This window comes from Flagellimonas abyssi (assembly GCF_019457905.1).
GTDB classification, from domain to species: Bacteria; Bacteroidota; Bacteroidia; order Flavobacteriales; family Flavobacteriaceae; genus Flagellimonas; species Flagellimonas abyssi.
This window is the reverse complement of record NZ_JAHZSV010000032.1, coordinates 1-18,997: the sequence shown is the minus strand read 5'-3', so window position 1 is coordinate 18,997 and position 18,997 is coordinate 1. Positions and strand designations below refer to the sequence as shown.

The 18,997-nt window shown below is 40.4% G+C and carries 14 protein-coding genes; 4 read left to right on the top strand and 10 right to left on the bottom strand.

Annotation, left to right across the window (positions count from 1 at the left end; translation table 11 throughout):
- Positions 1-65 precede the first annotated feature (65 nt).
- The gene (locus tag K1F36_RS16605; RefSeq protein WP_220114840.1) at positions 66-1,016 is read right to left on the bottom strand and encodes a TerC family protein; all 951 of its coding nucleotides are present in this window, start codon (positions 1,014-1,016) and stop codon (positions 66-68) included.
- Positions 1,017-1,491: 475 nt separating this feature from the next.
- Here K1F36_RS16605 and K1F36_RS16600 point away from each other — a divergent pair, with 475 nt between their 5' ends.
- Positions 1,492-3,303, top strand: a complete 1,812-nt coding sequence (locus K1F36_RS16600) for a sensor histidine kinase (RefSeq protein WP_220114839.1) — start codon at positions 1,492-1,494, stop codon at positions 3,301-3,303.
- Positions 3,300-3,713: a response regulator gene (locus K1F36_RS16595; protein WP_220114838.1), complete on the top strand. Its 414-nt coding sequence runs from the start codon at positions 3,300-3,302 to the stop codon at positions 3,711-3,713. The genes K1F36_RS16600 and K1F36_RS16595 overlap by 4 nt, the downstream gene beginning before the upstream one ends.
- 42 nt (positions 3,714-3,755) lie before the next feature.
- Here the strand turns inward: K1F36_RS16595 and K1F36_RS16590 are convergent, their stop codons facing one another.
- The 5 genes from K1F36_RS16590 to K1F36_RS16570 all read right to left on the bottom strand — a co-directional run bounded on the left by K1F36_RS16590 (position 3,756) and on the right by K1F36_RS16570 (position 8,767).
- A complete protein-coding gene (locus tag K1F36_RS16590; RefSeq protein WP_220114837.1) occupies positions 3,756-5,012 on the bottom strand; it encodes a hypothetical protein in 1,257 nt (418 codons plus the stop codon).
- Between the two features lie 3 nt (positions 5,013-5,015).
- Positions 5,016-6,176: a hypothetical protein gene (locus K1F36_RS16585; protein ID WP_220114836.1), complete on the bottom strand. Its 1,161-nt coding sequence runs from the start codon at positions 6,174-6,176 to the stop codon at positions 5,016-5,018.
- Between the two features lie 9 nt (positions 6,177-6,185).
- Complete coding sequence (locus K1F36_RS16580) at positions 6,186-7,217, bottom strand: hypothetical protein (RefSeq protein WP_220114835.1); 1,032 nt, start codon at positions 7,215-7,217, stop codon at positions 6,186-6,188.
- Between the two features lie 3 nt (positions 7,218-7,220).
- Positions 7,221-8,165 carry a hypothetical protein gene (locus tag K1F36_RS16575; protein WP_220114834.1) on the bottom strand — a complete coding sequence of 315 codons (945 nt, stop codon included), beginning with the start codon at positions 8,163-8,165 and terminating at the stop codon, positions 7,221-7,223.
- A 62-nt stretch (positions 8,166-8,227) separates the two neighbouring features.
- Positions 8,228-8,767 (bottom strand): hypothetical protein, encoded by a 540-nt coding sequence (locus tag K1F36_RS16570; RefSeq protein WP_220114833.1) that lies wholly within the window; start codon positions 8,765-8,767, stop codon positions 8,228-8,230.
- Between the two features lie 189 nt (positions 8,768-8,956).
- Here K1F36_RS16570 and K1F36_RS16565 point away from each other — a divergent pair, with 189 nt between their 5' ends.
- Together K1F36_RS16565 and K1F36_RS16560 are read left to right on the top strand one after the other, a co-directional pair.
- Positions 8,957-10,756, top strand: coding sequence for a tetratricopeptide repeat-containing sensor histidine kinase (locus tag K1F36_RS16565; RefSeq protein ID WP_220114832.1), 1,800 nt, complete (start codon positions 8,957-8,959; stop codon positions 10,754-10,756).
- A gap of 6 nt (positions 10,757-10,762) precedes the next feature.
- Positions 10,763-11,506 carry a LytR/AlgR family response regulator transcription factor gene (locus K1F36_RS16560; protein ID WP_220114831.1) on the top strand — a complete coding sequence of 248 codons (744 nt, stop codon included), beginning with the start codon at positions 10,763-10,765 and terminating at the stop codon, positions 11,504-11,506.
- A 136-nt stretch (positions 11,507-11,642) separates the two neighbouring features.
- Here K1F36_RS16560 and K1F36_RS16555 read toward each other — a convergent pair whose 3' ends face one another.
- The 4 genes from K1F36_RS16555 to K1F36_RS16540 form a co-directional block, all read right to left on the bottom strand.
- Entirely contained in the window at positions 11,643-12,302 is a 660-nt protein-coding gene (locus K1F36_RS16555) for an SDR family oxidoreductase (RefSeq protein ID WP_220114830.1), read from the bottom strand.
- A 41-nt stretch (positions 12,303-12,343) separates the two neighbouring features.
- Positions 12,344-13,654, bottom strand: coding sequence for a PQQ-dependent sugar dehydrogenase (locus tag K1F36_RS16550; RefSeq protein ID WP_258539124.1), 1,311 nt, complete (start codon positions 13,652-13,654; stop codon positions 12,344-12,346).
- Positions 13,655-13,848: 194 nt separating this feature from the next.
- Positions 13,849-15,120 carry an NAD(P)/FAD-dependent oxidoreductase gene (locus tag K1F36_RS16545; protein WP_220114829.1) on the bottom strand — a complete coding sequence of 424 codons (1,272 nt, stop codon included), beginning with the start codon at positions 15,118-15,120 and terminating at the stop codon, positions 13,849-13,851.
- A 180-nt stretch (positions 15,121-15,300) separates the two neighbouring features.
- Positions 15,301-18,420, bottom strand: a complete 3,120-nt coding sequence (locus tag K1F36_RS16540) for a WD40/YVTN/BNR-like repeat-containing protein (protein WP_220114828.1) — start codon at positions 18,418-18,420, stop codon at positions 15,301-15,303.
- Positions 18,421-18,997 lie beyond the last annotated feature (577 nt).

Genomic DNA, 18,997 nt, shown 5'->3' with positions numbered 1-18,997 from the left:
CCATAAAAAAGCCCTCAAAATTTTGAGGGCTTTTTTTTATGGGTCAATATTTCCTATGTTTTGCATCATTTGTCCAGGCTTGTCTTGTCCTGCCTAAGCCACGATACCAAAACACCCAGAAAAAGAGCCAAAGCTATAAAGCCCAAGGAAATCCATTTTGGAAATACAATATGGTGAGCCAAAATCATTTTAAGCCCCACAAAACTTAAGATAGCGACCAAACTATATTTAAGGTATTGGAACTTATTGATCATGTGAGCCAAAAAGAAGTACATGGACCTAAGACCCAAAATGGCAAATATATTTGAACTGAACACCAAAAAAGGGTCGGATGTAATGGCCAATATAGCCGGAACGCTGTCCAAGGCGAACAAAACATCCGTGAATTCAATAATTATCAACGCCATGAACAACGGGGTGGCCGCCGTAATGTGACGTAGTTTCACAAAAAACTTTTGTCCATCCATGTGTGAGGTGATGGGCATGATCTTTCGAAGATTCCGATAAATGAAAGATTTTTTGGGTTCGAAGGGCTTTTCTTTGGAAACGACCATTCTTATGGCAGTAAATATTAAAAACGCTCCAAAAATATAGGTCGTGAAACTGAATTTTTTGATGAGCGCCACTCCAAAAAATATCATTAGGGCCCTAAAAACTATGGCACCCAGAATCCCCCAGAACAACACACGGTGCTGATACTTTTGTGGTATTTGAAAGGAAGTGAAAATTACCGCAATAACAAAAATGTTGTCAATGCTCAAAGAAAGCTCAATAAGGTAGCCGGTAATGTAATCTATTGTGGCTTCCATGGGTTCGAGGCCATCAACATTATCTATTTTACCGGTATTGTATAGCCAATAGATAACTCCCGAGAACAGCATGGACAAAGAAACCCAGACCGCAGTCCATATTGATGCCTCCCTAACGCTTATCACGTGGGCATTTTTATTGAAAACTCCCAAATCCAAAGCTAAAAAAACAAGAATGCCCAACAGGAAGATAATCCAAACCGTCATACGCTAAATGTATTATGAATCGAAAATATACAAAGGAACAGATTCCCTCACCAAAACGTTGTATAATAAAATGTTAAACTGGAATTAAAGTAAATCAATGTACTTACTTAAAGGTGCTTGGTTTAGGATAGTGTTTTTAATTGAAGTGGATGAACAAAAGAAAGATTCGATGACCTGCATTGGGAAATCTTGAATATCAGTATAAAAAAACATCAAATACCTCTTTGGACATTACCAATTCCAATTATAGCCCACCTCAACGGCAATAGGTGATCGCATATAAAAATAGACTATATCGGTTCTTTCAAAATACTTGAAACCACCTCATTTTAAAACCAAATATATCCGTGAAATTTTAGTAAACGATAAAATCTATGTATCTTGATTATAGTTCTCCTACAAAAAACATAGATAAATTTTTACAAATTCAACACCTCAATGGGTTGATTTTATCAATTTGTTAAAATACCTCCTTATGTGGAACAGGATTATCAAAACATCCGCGGCGCTTTATATTCCCCTCTTAATATTTACCCTTGTTTGGGAAAACCTCCAAAAAAAAGAGCTGATTACCAACATGGGACAAATACAGCAACGGAATATCTTAAGCAAAAGCTACAACTTGATAGATCAAAGCATGGTTTTGATAGATATTACCTCTTTTTGGTCGGGTGTTACATTTCCAGCATCCTTCTCTAATAAAAACCAATTAAACCCCGATTTTTTAGAAAATTATATAAGAACTATGCAGGGGCTGGATGTTTACGAACAATTCCGCCTAATAGACCTTCATGGTAATGAAGTAGTAAGGTATGAGAAAGTAAACCAAGATAGTATGGCACCTGCGTACCTGCAAAATAAAGTGGACAGAGGTTATTTTCAGGCAGGCCTTTCTTTAAGAAAGGGGCAAGTATATGTTTCGCCCATAGAACTCAACAGGGAAAATGGTGTCTTGGAAACTCCACATAAACCAGTTATACGAGGAGTGACCCCTATATATGACATCAACAATGCCCAAGTTGGTCTGGCAGTAATCAATTTTAACATGAACAAAATTTTTGATTTACTTAAGACCAGAATTTCCGGCGACAATTTTTATCTACTGGATAATAATAGAAACATAATCACCACCAATCTTTCCGATAATGTTTTACCTCATCAGGCCAGCATGAGCCATGTAGACTCTGTCATCAAAAAGAAACTAGAACTCAAAAAATTGATTTTTCCGAGAGACACCTTCTTTATGGAAAATGGCAGTTTATGGGTACATCAAAATGTAAGAACGGGGTTTGAAAAAGATGTTGGAATGAACCGCTACACCGATATGGCAGAGATTGTCACCGATAACGATTGGGCCATAATTCAGGAAATACCCCCAAACTATATAAGAAGTAGATTGCAGACCATTAGAAAAAATCTTATTCTATTCAACATCCTTACCCTGATCGTAATCACCTTGATTGCTTTGGGCTATGCCCGAACTCAGAGAGAAAAAAAGAACTTTGTTACCCAACTTCAACAAAAAAACAAACAATTATTGAGCAGTCAGGCCCAGTTAAAATCAACCAATGAGCTTGTAAAGCTTTCCAATGAACGTCTTCAGGTACGTAACCGGCAACTCGAAAATTTCAGCTATGTTGTGGCCCATAATCTAAAAGCACCGGTAACCAGCATGTCCATAATTGTAGATCTGTTGAGCAAGTCCAAAGATCAGCAAACCTTTATGGAGCTGTTTCCCAAATTGCAAACCATTTCCAATAACATCAGTACCCTTACAGAGGATGTAAGCACTTATATTTCCATTTTGAACAATAAGGAATTACAGGTAGAAAATGTAAACCTCCTTTTATTGCTGCAAGAAGTCGAGAAAGATTTTGTGGAAACCTTTTTGGATGATGACGCTCAAGATTTTGAGACCGTTTACAAGCTGGATGCATGGCATTCCATCAAATCTTCCAAATTTTATATGAAGAGCATTTTACAGAATTTCCTGTCCAATGCCATTAAGTATAGAAAGCCAGACGCCCCATCCCATATAATCTTTGAAAGCAGTTGGGAAAACGACCACAAAGTACTTTATGTAAAGGACAATGGTCTTGGCATTGATCTAGATAGGCACGGAGACAACATTTTTAAACTCTACAAAAGGTTCCACCGGAATATATCCGGCAAGGGAATGGGGCTTTTTATAGTAAAATCCCAATTGGAAGTCATGGATGCCATATTGGAGGTGGAAAGTGAGGAAGGTATAGGAACAACATTTAAAATTACATTTAAAAGGATATGAAAAAACCCAGAATTTTATTGGTCGATGATGATGAAGTCTATCTATTTGTAACCAAAAAGATATTGAGCAATCTATCAGAGGAAATTGCCATAAATACATTTACGGACGGGGAACAGGCCATTGAATACATTTCTATGTGCCTAAAGGAAAACGTACCCTTGCCCGAGGTAATCCTATTGGATATAAACATGCCCTTTTTGGACGGATGGGGATTTTTAGCGGAATTTAAAAAAATGAAACCTTCCCTTCCCAGTCAAAGTGTGGATATATTTATGGTAACGTCTTCCGACGACCCCAGTGACTTGAAAAGGGCTCAGAATTTTGAAGAAATAACCGGATATGTTGTAAAACCAGTATTCGAAGAAAAATTGGCCGAAATCTTAACCGAGGTATATAACAAGAGATGGTAAATAATTGTGCTTTCGTGGTTTTGAAGTATTTCTGGAGTTAACTCAATTAGGTTCTTTGTAAATCAAGTTCTCCAAGTCTATTTCGCCTATCTTCTTTGTCAACAATGCATCTGAGTACAATTCCAGGGTCGGGTCTAAGAAATGATAGGTATAATCGGCTCCATAAACAAATGGATTGCTTGTTTCAAATGCTTTAAATACCGACCGAACCTTCATGGTGAGTTGAAGAAGTACACTTTTGTCGTTGATGAGGGCCTCAGCCTTGCCGGGGTCCATTTTGAACAGCACATATCCACTGATATAATCCACTTGAGCCATGGTGTTGGCCATTTGGTTCCCGTAAGCTGTTTTGGGAGAAAACTCGCTAAAATAGTCCAATGACGAAACTTCCATGGACTGTCGTTTAATGGGAAGCTGTACCCAGAACCCTCCTTTGTCAAAATCGTATTGACCATAAAACTTAATGGCATGCACCAATTGAAAATTCTGTGAACCATCAGAAAAAAAATCCGAACTCCATTCCAATATTTCATCCAAATACTTTTCCACAAAATCGACATATCGTTCGTTTTCGGTAAAATCATCAGCCTGATGGCCTCCCCATTCCCTCACCAAAGCACTTTTTCCGGTTCCGCTCCAATCGTTCATAAAGTATTCCTTTTTAAGGGCATCCGTACCCATGGTAAAGGCAAATTCCTTTAATACTTTTTGGGCCAAACTGGATTTGGCCTCTTTTTCTATAATCTTCCCCTTGGTAGGAACGGTGAGCGCAGTTCTGTCCATCACCTTAAAATGTTCTTTCAACATATGAATACGCACCAAATGCTGAAAACCTGCATATCCTAGACCCGTAAGGTTTCTTTTGTCCGCAGCATCTTTGGAGAGGTCCACTTTTTTTGGATTGTCCCTGTCCATATAAAAATCAATGGCCCCAAACCTGGGAAGCCCTTTGAATCTTTGAATCACTATATCCTTGAAGGCCGCAGGATTTGGCGACTTGTACACAAGGTAATCCGAATGGTCGTACAAGATTTTTTCTTCCGGTTTGTTCCCTTCTTGTGCATTCTCCCCTTTGCTCCCATTGTTCATATTTCCAGATTGATGCCCTACCTCTTGGTCTTCGCTTTTCTTGTTGTCTTTAAATAGATCATCAACTTTTTTATCGGCCTTTTTCATTATTTTTTCTTCGGCCTGCTTTTTCAACTTTTTAAAAAACTGCGCATTGGTACACTGAGGCATTACCAGTATGAATGCCATCAGCATCAACCATCGAATTTGTTTGGAACGAATAATTTTCATCTTCTAATCCTTAAATGTTACAGTTTTCATATCAACCTCACCTAATTTTTGACTTAGGGGACCATCCTTATAAAATTCCACAGTGCTATCTTCCAATTGGAATTCCCATTGTATTTGGTCCGGTGCAATAATTTTTGGAAAGACCTTCACTTTAAAAGCCACAAAAACAGGAGAAACATTGGTAAGGGCATACTCTTTTGCTTTTGAAGGTTCTACCGGTAGGAAGAGACTTTTGGAACTGTGCCTTAAAGTTTTCTCATTTTCGGTATAGGGCATAAAGTTGGTATTGTGCAACATAAAATCACCCCCGATGGAAAATATGTTTCGTATCCAATACCCCTTATTCTTAAAATCATACTTTCCGTTGACCGCGCCCCGCGCAACAAAATAGGCGATTTGCTCATCATTGGGGAAAAACGTATTGCTCCATGCTTCCAATGCTTCAAGATGGTTCTGAATGAATGCCGTATAGCTCCGGTTTTGGGCAAATTCGTTGTTTCTTGTACCTCCCCAACTGGGCACCAAGCTTCTTTCTCCGGCGGTATTGTAGAAGTTACAAGGCGTTTGGGCCTCGGCATCACAAAAGTATTCTTGTAGGCGTTTATCGGAAAGCACATCCTTACCGAGCATCAACAAATGGTGTTGTGCTTTATTGGAATACTTGGTCTTTGTATCATCTTGCGCATAGTTGTACGTTGTCAACTTGGATTTGTCCATCTGCCCCAATAATTCCTTCATATATTTAAGCTCCAGTAAAGCTTTATAGGCTTTGCTATTGGTGGATGCCATCTTACCTCTCAAATAATGGACGTCCCCGTATCTGGGCAATCCCTTGTGAGACTGTATCACAATATCAATAAAGTCCTTGTTCGGGGCTTTATGGGTGATAATATTATTGTCTTGGATAGTGGGCTTTGAGCCATTGGCCGATGCATTATCCCCAATAGTGCCGTTATCTGTCTCCTTGGTATTTTTGACATTGCCCAAATCATTCCCGGCACCTTCTCCATTTAAAAGTTCATCGGTTTTTTCACTGGCTTTATTGACGATCTTGTCCTCTACCTTTTTCTTCAGCTTTTTTAAAAACTGACCTTGTAGGGATATGGGCATTATCATGCAACCAAGTCCCATTACCAGAATCATATGTATTCTTAATCCTTTCATATCTGCGAATTATCTTGTTTTAATTTCCACCGAACCAATATCCATTTCGGCCACTTTCCTTGTGAGGGAGTCATCGGAGTATATTGTAATTATAGGGCTGTCCAAGACAAAGGTGGTTTTGAGCTGGTCGGCTCGATAATTTTCCAAACCATTTAGGGATACAGAGACCTTGAAGGTTAGAAAAATTTGTTGGTTCTTTTCAGAAAAGGCCTCTGCTTTTTCGGGTACCATTTTTAATAATAGGGAGGAACCATTGGGGTGCATTAATTTACGTTCGAAGGAATTGGCGGGTTGTAGATCATGCCACGATAACAAAAAGCCTTGGTTATGGAATTGATGGGTGTGAAGCCAATATCCCCCAGCTTTAAAGTCATATTGTCCCAATTGCGTCTTTACCACATAATACCCTTCCAATGTGTTATCCGGATACAAAGTATCCGCCCATTGTTCCACGGATGGAAACAACTCTTCAACAAATGTGGTGTATGCCCTTAATTTTTGAAATTCCGAAGCACTTCTACCACCCCAACCTTTAATGTTCCTCGGTTCGTTATAATACCCATCTTTTGGAAAAACAGAGGCACAGTCCTCCTCTTTTGGGTTGCAAAACAAGCGATTGGATTGTGTTTTGTTGCAGAGGGCATTGGCCAGGTTCAGTACATGCAATTGGGCGGTATGGGACTTCATTTCCTCTTCGTACATATTTTGCTTTTGTTCGGTAAAATAGTTCCTGTCCATCGCACTGAACATCTCTTTTTTAAACCTCATTTTAAGGAGCTCCACAAAAGCATGCCTGCTTGCCCTGTTATGACTGGAGCGTCTGTCCATTTCAAAATAACCATCATCCCTTGAGCTGATATAGGTTCCATCCGACTTCTGGAAGTATTCGTCTTGATTACCAAAACGAAGCTTGCCCTCGTGCGTCTGTAAGGAAAGGGATATAAAATCAAATGAAGGTGGCACAAACACTATTTCTTGTGACTGTCCGTGTACGACTATTTGTATCAAAAGCAAAAAAACAATCCATATACGTGGTTTCATACATTAATTTTTAAGAATAAGGTCGTTCATGTAAAGTGTCTTGTAATGCTCAGTCAATCTTTGGTCCGTATAAATTTCCACGTCTGGAGTTTCATGGCTGTATCCGAACTTGATAGGCCCTATTGAATCTTCCAACTCTTTATTCAAAGGTCTCAACTTGATTTTTTTGACCAGATATAATCGATTGTTTCCCTCTTTTTTTAAACCTTCGGCCGTTTGTGCTTCCATTTGTAGAAAAAACGGAACGCTCTTAGGGTTTTCCAACTTATTTACAAGTGCTTGTTCATAAGAACTTGAAGGTTCAAATACCACCTGTTTCATCACACCTTGCCGCATTGGAAAAATATCATTGAGTACCAAGGAGTGATATACCCAATAACCTCCCCTATCAAAGTCATAATTACTGCCAATGTTAAGAGTGGAAACATGATAGATCAACCATTCTCCGTTCATAAAAACCTGCTGGCTCCACTTTAGAAGCGGTTCTAAAAATTTGTCTATAAAAGTCTTGTAGTTTCGGAGTCTCTCAAATTCATTGTTGCCGCGGCCTGCATTTCTGCAATCTTCGTTCAAGCATAAGTTTGGAGCTACTTGGCTCAATAAAAATCGCTGTAAAAAAGCGGAATTAGCCTCTGTTTTAGACATATTGCCTTTTACTGTCGTCAAACTTTGCTTGTCCAGATCATTCATAAATGGCTTTACATATTTTAAACTGACCAGTAGGGAAAAAGCATTTCTGCCATCGGTCACCATTTTGCTTTTTTCAAGCTGTGCCGAGTTCCTGCCCACACGCACGCCTCCCCTTGGGTTTATATTCCGGTCGCCATAGTTGTCCATAACGCCCAGCCGTGGAAGTCCCTTAAATTCTTGGAGCTCGATGGAAACAAAATCATCAGAAGGTGGTGCGTAAACAATAGAACTTTTTGTCTGTGCAAAAGCTTGGGACACCAAACCCAGGAATAAACATATAACCGTCATGAATTTCATCCTGCTCCTGAATAGTGTGAATTTTACTCCCATGTTACGGTACCATCCAAGGTAAGTATGGCTTCATCTTCAGTATTGATTACTGTCGTATTTTCAAAAGTGACCTTTTTTCCTTCAAAATCCACAGCGAACCCTTCTCCGCAATCCGTAAAAAAACTGAGATAGGGCGAGGTACAGGCATGTCTAAACTCCTCTCCGTTCCTCACAATGGTCATGGAAACGGTCTTGTCCACATCGGGAGAACCTCCTGCGGAAAAATCCGCTGCTACAATCACAAATCCATTCCGATCATCGCTGTACACAAATTCGTTATCAACTACAGTAATGTTCTCGGACAATAATATTACCGATTTGTCCGTACCGGAAAGAGTGGCATTGGCTACTTCGATATTGCCAACTTTCAACGACTCACCAAGTTGCGGGGTTTCCTCTCCCGATAGTCGTATAGTGCCCTGAACCTCGTTCTTATTGCCTTCCTCTGAAGAATTTCCATCATCTGAACTGCAACTAACGACAAGGAAAATCATGGGGAGGTACAGAAAAATTGAAAACATATGCTTCATTATAGTCAATGGTTTGATGATATAGCTAGCTCTAAACTATATAGAACCAAGTCACCATGCCAAGACCATTTATTTAACGTGCATATTTTTAATTTTTCCGTTACCATTTTTTTAATATCCGTAAAACATGGCATAACAGCGGATTAATGTAACAAATGGCTTAAATTTGATTTCAACTAACCTCATTACATGCATCAACCAAACAAAATTGCATTCTTCTTATTCTTTATTCTCTTAATACCTTTTGGAGTTCAAGCACAAGGACATGAAGTCGATTCTCTAAAAAATGAATTGAAGGGACATTCCACAATGGATACAATCCGGGCAGGACTACTAATTGAGCTGGCCAACAAATTAACTTATTCCGACCCCAATGAGGCCATTCCACTTATGGAAGAGGCAATATCCATTTCCAAAAAAACCGATTGGACATTGGGCGAAGCCTTGTCCCATCGTCAAATGGGCAACCTACATTATGTTCTTGGAGATAATATCAAAGCTCTCGATGAATACCAAAAAGCGCTGGCCCTTAGTCACAAAATTACCGACCGACAACTACAGTCAAGCTTGTTGAGCAACATCGGAAATATACACGCAGATCTAAAAGAATATGATCTGGCCTTAGAAAATTATCATTCCTATCTCACCACATCACAGGAAATGGGAAATAGGGCGGATGAGATCAAGGCACTTTCCAACATCGCCATAATCTACAACGACACCGAAAGGTTCGAAAAAGGGGTTTCCTATTTGGAAAAGGCATTGTCCCTGTCCAAAATTGAAGAGAACGATCTATTTATAGCTGCAATCACAAACAATCTTGCTCTGGCCTATAAAAAACTTGATGAAAACGAAAAAGCGCTTTCCCTTTATTTGGAAGCTGCCGAATTAGCCGAGCAAATGAACAATAAATACATTGAGGCCTCAGCTTTGAACAGTATAGGTAAGATATACCTTTTGTTCAATGATTATGATCTGGCCGAAACAAATGCAAATAAAGCATTGGCTCTTTCAAAGGAAATTGATGCCGTGGAGTGGCAATCCGACTCTTGGGAAGTCCTCAGCGAAGTCTATGAGCATAACAGAAAATTACCTGAGGCGCTCGATGCCTTCAAAAAACATGTTCAATTACGGGACAGTGTAGTGAACGAGGAAAAAAAATCGGAATTGACCCGAAAAGAGATGCAGTTTAAAATGGAGCGCCAACAAGCGGTGGCGCAGGAGGAAATCAAAAGGCAACAACTGGTGAAGAACGGATACCTGATCGGGGCCATACTTTTGTTAATCTTCTCAATCATGGGATATTTGCTGTACAAAAGGAGAAGGGATGCGTTGGAAAAGAGAAAACTGGCCGAATTCAATGCAAAAGTGGCCGAGACCGAGTTGAAGGCGCTCCGTTCTCAAATGAACCCCCATTTTATTTTTAACTCCTTGAACTCTATCAGCGATTTTATATCAAAAAACGACATTGAGCAGGCAGATGACTATTTGGTCAAGTTTTCCAAATTGACAAGGTCCATACTTGAAAATTCGGAAAAAAAATGGATAACACTTGAGGAGGACATTGAATTAATGAAACTCTACATGCAGATCGAAGGCTTAAGGTTCGATAATAAGTTAAAGTACCATGTCTCTATGGACAACAGTTTGGAACCGGACAATGTCCTAGTTCCCCCGCTCATTTTACAACCCTTTATTGAAAATAGCATCTGGCACGGCATTGCCCCTAAAAAAGGAGGGGGAAATATTGATATTAGAATCGCAAAAGACGGGACAATGTTAAAATACATAGTGGAAGATGATGGGGTCGGAAGATCTGTACAAAATAGGGAAGAGAAAAAGACAAAAGACTCCTACGGAATCAAGATCACAAGCAGTAGGATTGATATAATAAATCATTTAAAGAACACTAAAGGCTCTATAGAACTAATGGACAAAGCAGAAGGTTTCCGTGTGGAAATAAAACTTCCTTTAGAGCTCCAATTTTAAAAAGATATGTTAGAGGCCATTATTGTGGATGATGAGCAACATTGCATCAACCGTTTACAAAAACAGTTGGGGGCCGAAGCGCCCGATATCGAAATAATTGCTTGTTGCAAAACTGTTGAAAACGCACGGAAAATTATTGCAGAAAATTCTCCTGATATCCTTTTTCTCGATGTTCAACTGGGAAACCGGACTGGTTTTGATCTTTTGGCATCAATAAAAAAAATCGATTTTGAAATCATCTTTACCACCTCCTATGATAGTTATGCCCTAAAAGCCTTTAAATTCTCTGCCCTCGATTATCTTTTAAAGCCTGTAGATAAAGATGACTTAAAACGTTCCCTTCAAAAACTAAGGCAACAGAGAGACTTAAAGGAGACGTCAAAAAAAATAGATATCCTATTCCATAATTTTAGGGAGGGTAACGAAACATCCAAAAGAATTGCCATTCCAACTGTTGATGGATATACGATGGTAGATGCAAAGGACATCATTCGGCTTCAATCGGATGTCAACTACACGCATATACACACAGTGGCTGGAAAAAAAATAACCGCCTCCAAAACCATAAAATTTTTTGAAACACTGCTTGAAGGCGCTGACTTTTTCAGAGTCCATAAATCACATTTGGTGAACTTGAAATTTGTAGAGTCCTACAGCAAGGGAAAAGGGGGGCACATTACCCTTGCTGATGGTAGCCAAATAGAAGTGGCCATAAGGCGTAAAGAGGAACTGCTCAAAAGGCTTACATGATCGGGGACCGGTATTCCCAAATCAAAGTTCAATGGGTATGTCCTCCCTCGATTAAAAAGCTTCATTAATATCCAATCAAAAGTTAGGAGCATCAAACCTCGAATCAACAGGGGGCGCGATGATTCATACGGATTGTCTAGGCAACAAATTCTGCTATTGCTTCCCCAATTTCTGAAGAGCCCTCGCTCATTTCTAGAATTTTTGAATGGGTGTTTTCGTTAGGAAGAACCTTAAGAACCGTTTCCGCTACGGCAGCCCTCGGAATTTCCTTATTGAGTTGATGGGGATCGGATTGAATGGTTATTTTCCCCGCATCCCCATCATCCGTTAACGATACCGGACGAAGAATGGTATAGTCCAGACCGCTTCGCTTCAATTCCTTATCTGCCATATGTTTGGCAATGTAATAGGGTTTCATACCTTCCGAGTTCCAGCTTGAAGGGTCATCAGAAAGTGCGGCACTTACCATAACAAAACGTGAAATGCTATTCTTTTTGGCAGCTTCTATTGTTTTTACTGCACCAAACAAGTCTACTTCTATGGTTTTATCCGCTCCTGTGGCACCGCCTGAACCAGCGGAAAAAACCACGGCATCAAAACCCCTTATGGCGTCTCCTATATTTTCTTCAGAGTTTTCTATACTCTCAACAACCACAGGAACTCTTATGGAATCGAAATATGCTTTCTGTTCTTTCTTTCGGATAAGAGCGGTGGGTTCAAATTCATCGGATGCGCTCATTTTTTGCGCTATCAATCTTCCTACTTTCCCGTTTGCTCCTATAATAATTACTTTCATTTTATCTTTTCTTTTTACAATTTATTTTCTTCAATTTTTTATCAGAGACCTATGCGGTAAATCACTGCATTATCTCCATCCGTTAATGCATAAAGTGCACCGTCAGGACCGTCAAGAACATCTCTAAACCGTTCACCCTCGTCTACCAACAATCGCTCTTCACCGACCACAACATTTTCTTCTATGACCAACCTTACGATGTGTTGACCACTAAGAGCCGCCAAAAACAAGTTGTTCGTCCATTCTGGAACAGCATTACCGGAATAAAAATCCATTCCGCTTGGTGATACCACTGGGTCCCAATAGTAGACAGGCTGTTCCATTCCATTTTGCTGAGTGATTCCGGAGCCAATGGCCGCTCCGCTATATTCCAATCCATAAGAAATTGTTGGCCAACCATAATCAGCTCCAGATTTAATGAGATTAATCTCATCCCCTCCTCTTGGTCCGAGCTCGGATTCCCAAAGATCTCCTGTTACCGGATGAATAGCCAGACCTTGCACATTGCGGTGTCCGTAGGAATAAATTTCCGGCAATATCCCTATTTCGCCCACATACGGATTGTCTGCCACAGAATCACCATCGGTAGTAATTCGCAATACCTTGCCCAATGCAGCATCCAATTCTTGTGCTTCTGGTCTAGTGACCGTACTTGACCTGTCGCCGGTGCTTACGAACAAATTTCCTTGTCCGTCCCACGCCAAACGAGAACCGTAATGGGCGGTACTGTTAAATTCGGGAATCGCCGTGTAGATGACTTCGACATTCTCCAGTTCATCCTCGCTATCCGACAATCTTCCCTTAGCTACGGCGGTTGCGGTACCATCGGGACCATCTTGCGAAAATGACCAGTATACCATTTTGTTTTCTTCAAAATTTGGGTCTACGGCTACATCCAAGAGACCACCCTGACCCGAACTGTTCACGGCAGGAACACCGGTAATCGGGCCGCTCACTGTTCCAGAAGTGGACACCAACTTCATGACACCTGCTTTTTCGGTCACTAAAATTCTACCATCCGGAAGATGCGCCATACCCCAAGGGCTGGATAACCCTGTGGCAAAAACGGTGGTGGTATATGCTGTTTCCGTTTGAACACCATTTATTCTTGTTTGTCCTTCGAAGGCCGGTGAATAATCCGTGTTCGGCTCATTTGTTTCTACAGGGTCCAGGGCTTCCTCTGGAGCTTCCGGCTCCTCATCATCACCATCGTCATCATCATTTCCCTGTTCAGAACCTTCAGGCCCCTCTATAGTTGGGTCCGTCCCATCATCCAAACCACAGGATTGCTGCATTCCCAACATCAAAACAAAAACTATAGACCATATCGTAACTTTTAGAACATTTTTCATGTGAACTTTTATTTGAAGTACTTTACACATAAATTTAAGATTGTTCTTTCGATAAGTTTGGTTCGTTCGGTTAAAGTTTTGACCGAAATACTACTCCAAACACCGATACTGTCACGGAAACAATGAAAATCCTTTATTTAAAAGATCCTTTTACTTGGTCGCGAAACAGAAGCATTTCAGCTTCTATGAAGCTTTTAGACTTCCCGCTCCTTAGGTTTAATGATCATTCTGAAGTATTGATCCCTGTGAATATAATATCCGATCCAGTCAACAAACGCACGCATTCGGTTCTTAAAATTGACCAAGCCCATGATATGGACAAATATCCAAATAAGCCAAGCCAAAAATCCCTTAACAGAATAATTTTGCCCGGGAATATCCAAAACGGCCTTGTTCCTGCCTATAATGGCCAAAGACCCTTTGTCCTTATAGGTGAAATTCTGCCAACTCCCATCTTTCCTTTCCAAGTTCTTGGCCAAGTTTTCGGCCTGTTGTATTGCTGGTTGCGCCAATTGCGGATGTCCATTGGGAAATGTCTCGTCGCCCAATACTAGCGCACAATCTCCCAAAGCATAAACGTTTGTATATCCCTCAACCAGATTGTACCCATTTGTTTTTAAACGATTGCCTTTGCCATAGCTTTCTTTGTGGAATCCTTCAAAAGTCTTTGCGGAGACTCCTGCGGCCCAAATCAGGTTCTTGGTAAAGATTTCTGTATCGTCGGACAACAATACTTTTTCATTGTCAAAGTCTTTTACGAAGGTGTTCAATTTAATTTTAACTCCATATTGCTCAAGCTTTTTGTGCGTGTATTTCTGTGATTTGGTGGACATGGCCGACAACACTGCTTTTTGACCATCGATCAAATAAATACCTCCTAGATCTTCCCAATCTAGTTCAGGATAGTCTTTTTTTAGGATTGAAGAGCTCATTTCAGCCAAAATTCCAGATAACTCAACACCAGTAGGGCCTGCACCGGCAATTACAAAGGTCAACAATCGTTTACGTTCCTCTGCTTTCTGCAAACGGGTGGCACGATCTAACCGAGTCAAGATTGTATTCCGTAAGGATAATGCATCGCTAATGGTCTTCATAGGAAGACTATATTTTTCGATATTCTTGTTTCCAAAGAAATTGCTTTCCGCTCCTGTGGCCATCACCAGAATATCATAATGCAACTCGCCATTGCTCAAGATTATTTTGTTCTCCAAAGGCACCACTTTTTCCAAACTGCCCAATCGAAAACGCACACTTTTTTTATCTCGAAGGATTCTCCGAAAGGGATAACTTATTGCTGAAGGTTCCATGAAACCTGTTGATACTTGATAAATCAATGGAGGAAAAAAATTATAGTTGTTCACATCCACCAAAACAACGTCGTATATTTTTGAGTTGCCCAACTTTCTAATAAATTCCAATCCGGCAAACCCACCTCCTACGACTACAACTTTTTGCTTATTTTTCATTCCAATGCCTTTTATTCAAAATTACGGTTATCGCAACAGATTTCACTTAAACTGGTTTAATAACCTCACCAAAACATTCCATTTTATCCCAACCAATCACCAGAATGTATACAAAACAAAAAAGAAGGCCCAACAAAAGGGCCTTCTCTACTAAACACACAACTATGAAGCAAAAAATGATTAAGGGGTGTAAATCTGGGGTAGCTTCGTATTCACAATAAGCTGGTTGAATTCAGTAATTTCTTTGCTCTTTATGAATTGTAAATCGGTTTTTAATTTGTTCCATTGATCAAGATAATCCTTGGTCACCTCTCTAACCCCTTGGGTAACCGGTAGATTTCCTTTCCCAATACGGTTTAAAAAGTCTTTGTATTTGATCAACAATCTGGCCTCGAACATATAATTACTTTGATAGGTTCGCATTTCTTTCTGCAAGATTTTTGCTATCCAATCATCTATACGCTCTTCAAGCAGTTTTCCTTTGGCATTTAATTCCGGTGAATCTGATTCTTCCATTACAAATTTCAACTGTTGCTTTACTTTTCTTAGGTCCCTTACCCCTTGGGTCATTTCGGTACCTGCACTATAAATCGATTTGAAAATTCCGTCGCGTTCCACATATGCTTCTTCCACATTATCGACGCTCATCTTTATTCGTGGGTCAATAGTGATGGCAAAATCTTGGGTAATAACAACATCACCGATGGTCAATCTTACTTTATAATCACCGGGAGCGGCGTCATAAGCACTTAAATCTCGATTGGTGGTATAAAGCTCCGTTAGGCAATCGAACATTCCTTCCCGCATGTTCCACTTATATCGGTGTGTTCCGATTGACTTTTTTAATTGTGGCTTAATCAGGCTATCACATTCAGTTCTTGCAACATTGGTGAATTCAGCATGGATTACCTCGCCTTCGCTGTCCAGTATCTCCAAGGACATTTTTGTATCCGCAGAAACTTCTTTGTTGTTCACGTAATGGATTTGAACTCCTTTTGGAGGGTTTTGACCACTGCCATCGGAACTATAGGCAATCGATAATTCCGCATGGGTATCATTGGGTTGGTACAAAAAGTAATCAGATTTTGCCACTTCATCGGAAATTTGATGCAAGGGAGTAAGATCATCCAAAATCCAGATGGCCCTACCTTGTGTGGTCACTACCAAATCTTTACGCTGCACCCTTAAATCAGTAATGGGTACTTCTGGAAGATTGTTCTGTAGCGAATGCCATTGTTTACCATCATCAAAAGAAACGAACATTCCCGTTTCCGTACCAGCGTACAACAATCCTTTTCTATCCGGATCCTCACGAACCGTCCTTGCAAAGGTGTTGTCCGGAATCCCAGTTACAATTTTTTCCCAAGATGCCCCGTAGTCGGTAGTTTTATATATCTGTGGGGTAAAATTGTTCATTTTGTATCCAGCCATGGCAAAATATGCTGTGCCGGCATCGTGTGGGGAGGGTTCCACTACATTTATGATTCCTTCCTCCAAACCTTTAGGTGTCACATTGGTCCATGTTTCACCACCATCTTGGGTTACGTGTACCAAACCACAATCTGAACCTGCCCAGACCACCCCTTCCTCAACCGGAGATTCTTCAATATTGAAAATATTGTTATAGCTCTCGGCAGTAATCTGTTCGTTGGAAATTGGAATACCACCTTTTCCTTGATGGTCCTTGTTGTTCCTGGTAAGGTCTTCACTCATGGTTTTCCATGTAACTCCCCTATCCGTCGACTTCATTACATATTGCGAACCGTAATAAATTACGTTAGGGTTATGTGGCGACACCATTACCGGTCCGTTCCAATTGGCCCTTAACTTTAGGTTTTTTGGTTGTTCCCCACTAATTCTTTCGGGGTATGGGCGAACCATTCTTGTATTATCGATATCACGGTCCCATTCCACAAAATTGCTGGCAAAATAGGTGGAGTATACATATCTTGGGTTGTTTGGATCCACAGCTACGGTAGAGGACTCCCCTGCACGCATGATATCCCAGTGCATTTCCCCTATACCATTGTCCATAACTCGGCTATCTATCGCGATGGTACTGTTGTCCTGCTGGCCGGAATACACTCTGTAGGGGTAACCATTATCGGTTATTGCCCTGTAAAACTGTCCTGTGGGTTGATTCATAATGGTGGACCAAGTCTTACCTCCGTTATAGGTGATGGAAGCACCTCCATCATTCGCATTGGCCATAATGGCACTATTATTTGGGTTGATCCACATATCGTGATGGTCCACATGGCTCCCCGGATTACCGGTAAAGGTTTTGCCGCCATCAATGGATTTCATGGCATGACTGTTCATTACCCACAGCTCGTCTTCATCATTGGGGTCCGCAATAATGTGCATGTAGTACCATGCCCTGGCATAGGTTGTCGCATCATTAGTGGTTTGAGAAAATGTTTCACCTGCATCATTGGAGCGATACACCCCTCCTTCTCTCTCCTTTGCCTCAATGGCCATATATACCACGTTTGGATTGACCGGACTAATATCGATGCCCATTTTTCCCTTGAGCTTTGGAAGACCCTTGTTGATTTCCTTCCAGGTTTTACCACCATCTGTGGTCTTGAAAACCTTACTTCCAGGGCCACCACTCTGCACAACCCAGGGTTTTCTTTGAAAATCCCAAGAGGTTACCATCATAAAATTAGGGTCGGATTCACTAACCGTCATATCCACGATTCCTGAATGATCATCAACATATAGAATTTTTTCCCAGGACTTCCCACCATCTTCTGATAGGTACAATCCCCGATGTTCATCCGTTCCCCATGGATTACCTTGTGCCGCGACATAAACTTTGTTCGGATTGGTAGGATGAACATAAACTTCACCAATGTGTCGTGTCTCTTTGAGGCCAATATGTTCCCACGTTTTTCCCGCGTCCAAGGATTTGTACATACCATCTCCATGAGATGTTTTTACACCACGAATACACGATTCCCCTGTTCCCACATAAATAATATTATGGTCTGATGGGGCTACGGTAATATCCCCGATTCCCGTGGTGTTAAAATAACCATCGGAGATATTCCCCCAAGTTTCGCCACCATCCTCGGTTTTCCATACACCCCCTCCAGTGGCCCCCATGTAATAGGTGAAGATATCGTCGGGAATACCTTCTATCGTTGTTGCCCTTCCTCCACGGAAGGGTCCAATATTTCTATATTCCATCGACTCGTAGAGCCGCTCATTTATACCGCTGTCCGGCTTTTTTCGTTGTCCATAGGACGAAAAGAATATTGCCATACAGAGCAATATCAAAAATTGATTTTTCATTTGATAAGGTTGAATTTTGGTTGGTTTTTTAAGATTTTCACAAGTTACCAGTTGCCGAACCTGTGCATTGCAAAATTGATACAATCCAGCGGTACAAAGCACTAGGTAATGATTCATCAACACATAAGTATTATGATATCTAAACCTTTATTTTTTAAATTTTGAATACCCTAAGTAAAAGACTATTCTTAGGTGGTGTTTTTCTGTAGTGTCATATTTAGTTTGATTTCGATTTACCCTGACCGAAAAAAACCAATTGAGGCCAATCAATTAAATGGTTTTTACTGTCATAATTTATTACACCAACAAATTACAAAATAAATTCATTTCATCTCTGATTTTCCGCTAAAAATAAAGACTTTGACCTTCAATTGGCCCTCGATAAAGTTTAAAATGCATATCCCTTTTAGTAACTTTGCTACAACTGTGAAATAAATATTTAAAAATTAATTTAATCAAGTATGGGAAAAGGATTTTTTCATGTTCCGACCGCTATTAATGAGCCGGTCAAAAGCTACGCTCCGGGCACTCCCGAGCGAGAAGAAGTACTAAAACAATACAAGGCGTTTTACGACAG

Excerpts from the sequence above, each read along its gene's own strand:
- K1F36_RS16605 (WP_220114840.1), bottom strand. The coding sequence starts at position 1,016 with ATGACGGTTTGGATTATCTTCCTGTTGGGCATTCTTGTTTTTTTAGCT.
- K1F36_RS16600 (WP_220114839.1), top strand. The coding sequence starts at position 1,492 with ATGTGGAACAGGATTATCAAAACATCCGCGGCGCTTTATATTCCCCTC.
- K1F36_RS16595 (WP_220114838.1), top strand. The coding sequence starts at position 3,300 with ATGAAAAAACCCAGAATTTTATTGGTCGATGATGATGAAGTCTATCTA.
- K1F36_RS16590 (WP_220114837.1), bottom strand. The coding sequence starts at position 5,012 with ATGAAAATTATTCGTTCCAAACAAATTCGATGGTTGATGCTGATGGCA.
- K1F36_RS16585 (WP_220114836.1), bottom strand. The coding sequence starts at position 6,176 with ATGAAAGGATTAAGAATACATATGATTCTGGTAATGGGACTTGGTTGC.
- K1F36_RS16580 (WP_220114835.1), bottom strand. The coding sequence starts at position 7,217 with ATGAAACCACGTATATGGATTGTTTTTTTGCTTTTGATACAAATAGTC.
- K1F36_RS16570 (WP_220114833.1), bottom strand. The coding sequence starts at position 8,767 with ATGAAGCATATGTTTTCAATTTTTCTGTACCTCCCCATGATTTTCCTT.
- K1F36_RS16565 (WP_220114832.1), top strand. The coding sequence starts at position 8,957 with ATGCATCAACCAAACAAAATTGCATTCTTCTTATTCTTTATTCTCTTA.
- K1F36_RS16560 (WP_220114831.1), top strand. The coding sequence starts at position 10,763 with ATGTTAGAGGCCATTATTGTGGATGATGAGCAACATTGCATCAACCGT.
- K1F36_RS16555 (WP_220114830.1), bottom strand. The coding sequence starts at position 12,302 with ATGAAAGTAATTATTATAGGAGCAAACGGGAAAGTAGGAAGATTGATA.
- K1F36_RS16550 (WP_258539124.1), bottom strand. The coding sequence starts at position 13,654 with ATGAAAAATGTTCTAAAAGTTACGATATGGTCTATAGTTTTTGTTTTG.
- K1F36_RS16545 (WP_220114829.1), bottom strand. The coding sequence starts at position 15,120 with ATGAAAAATAAGCAAAAAGTTGTAGTCGTAGGAGGTGGGTTTGCCGGA.
- K1F36_RS16540 (WP_220114828.1), bottom strand. The coding sequence starts at position 18,420 with ATGAAAAATCAATTTTTGATATTGCTCTGTATGGCAATATTCTTTTCG.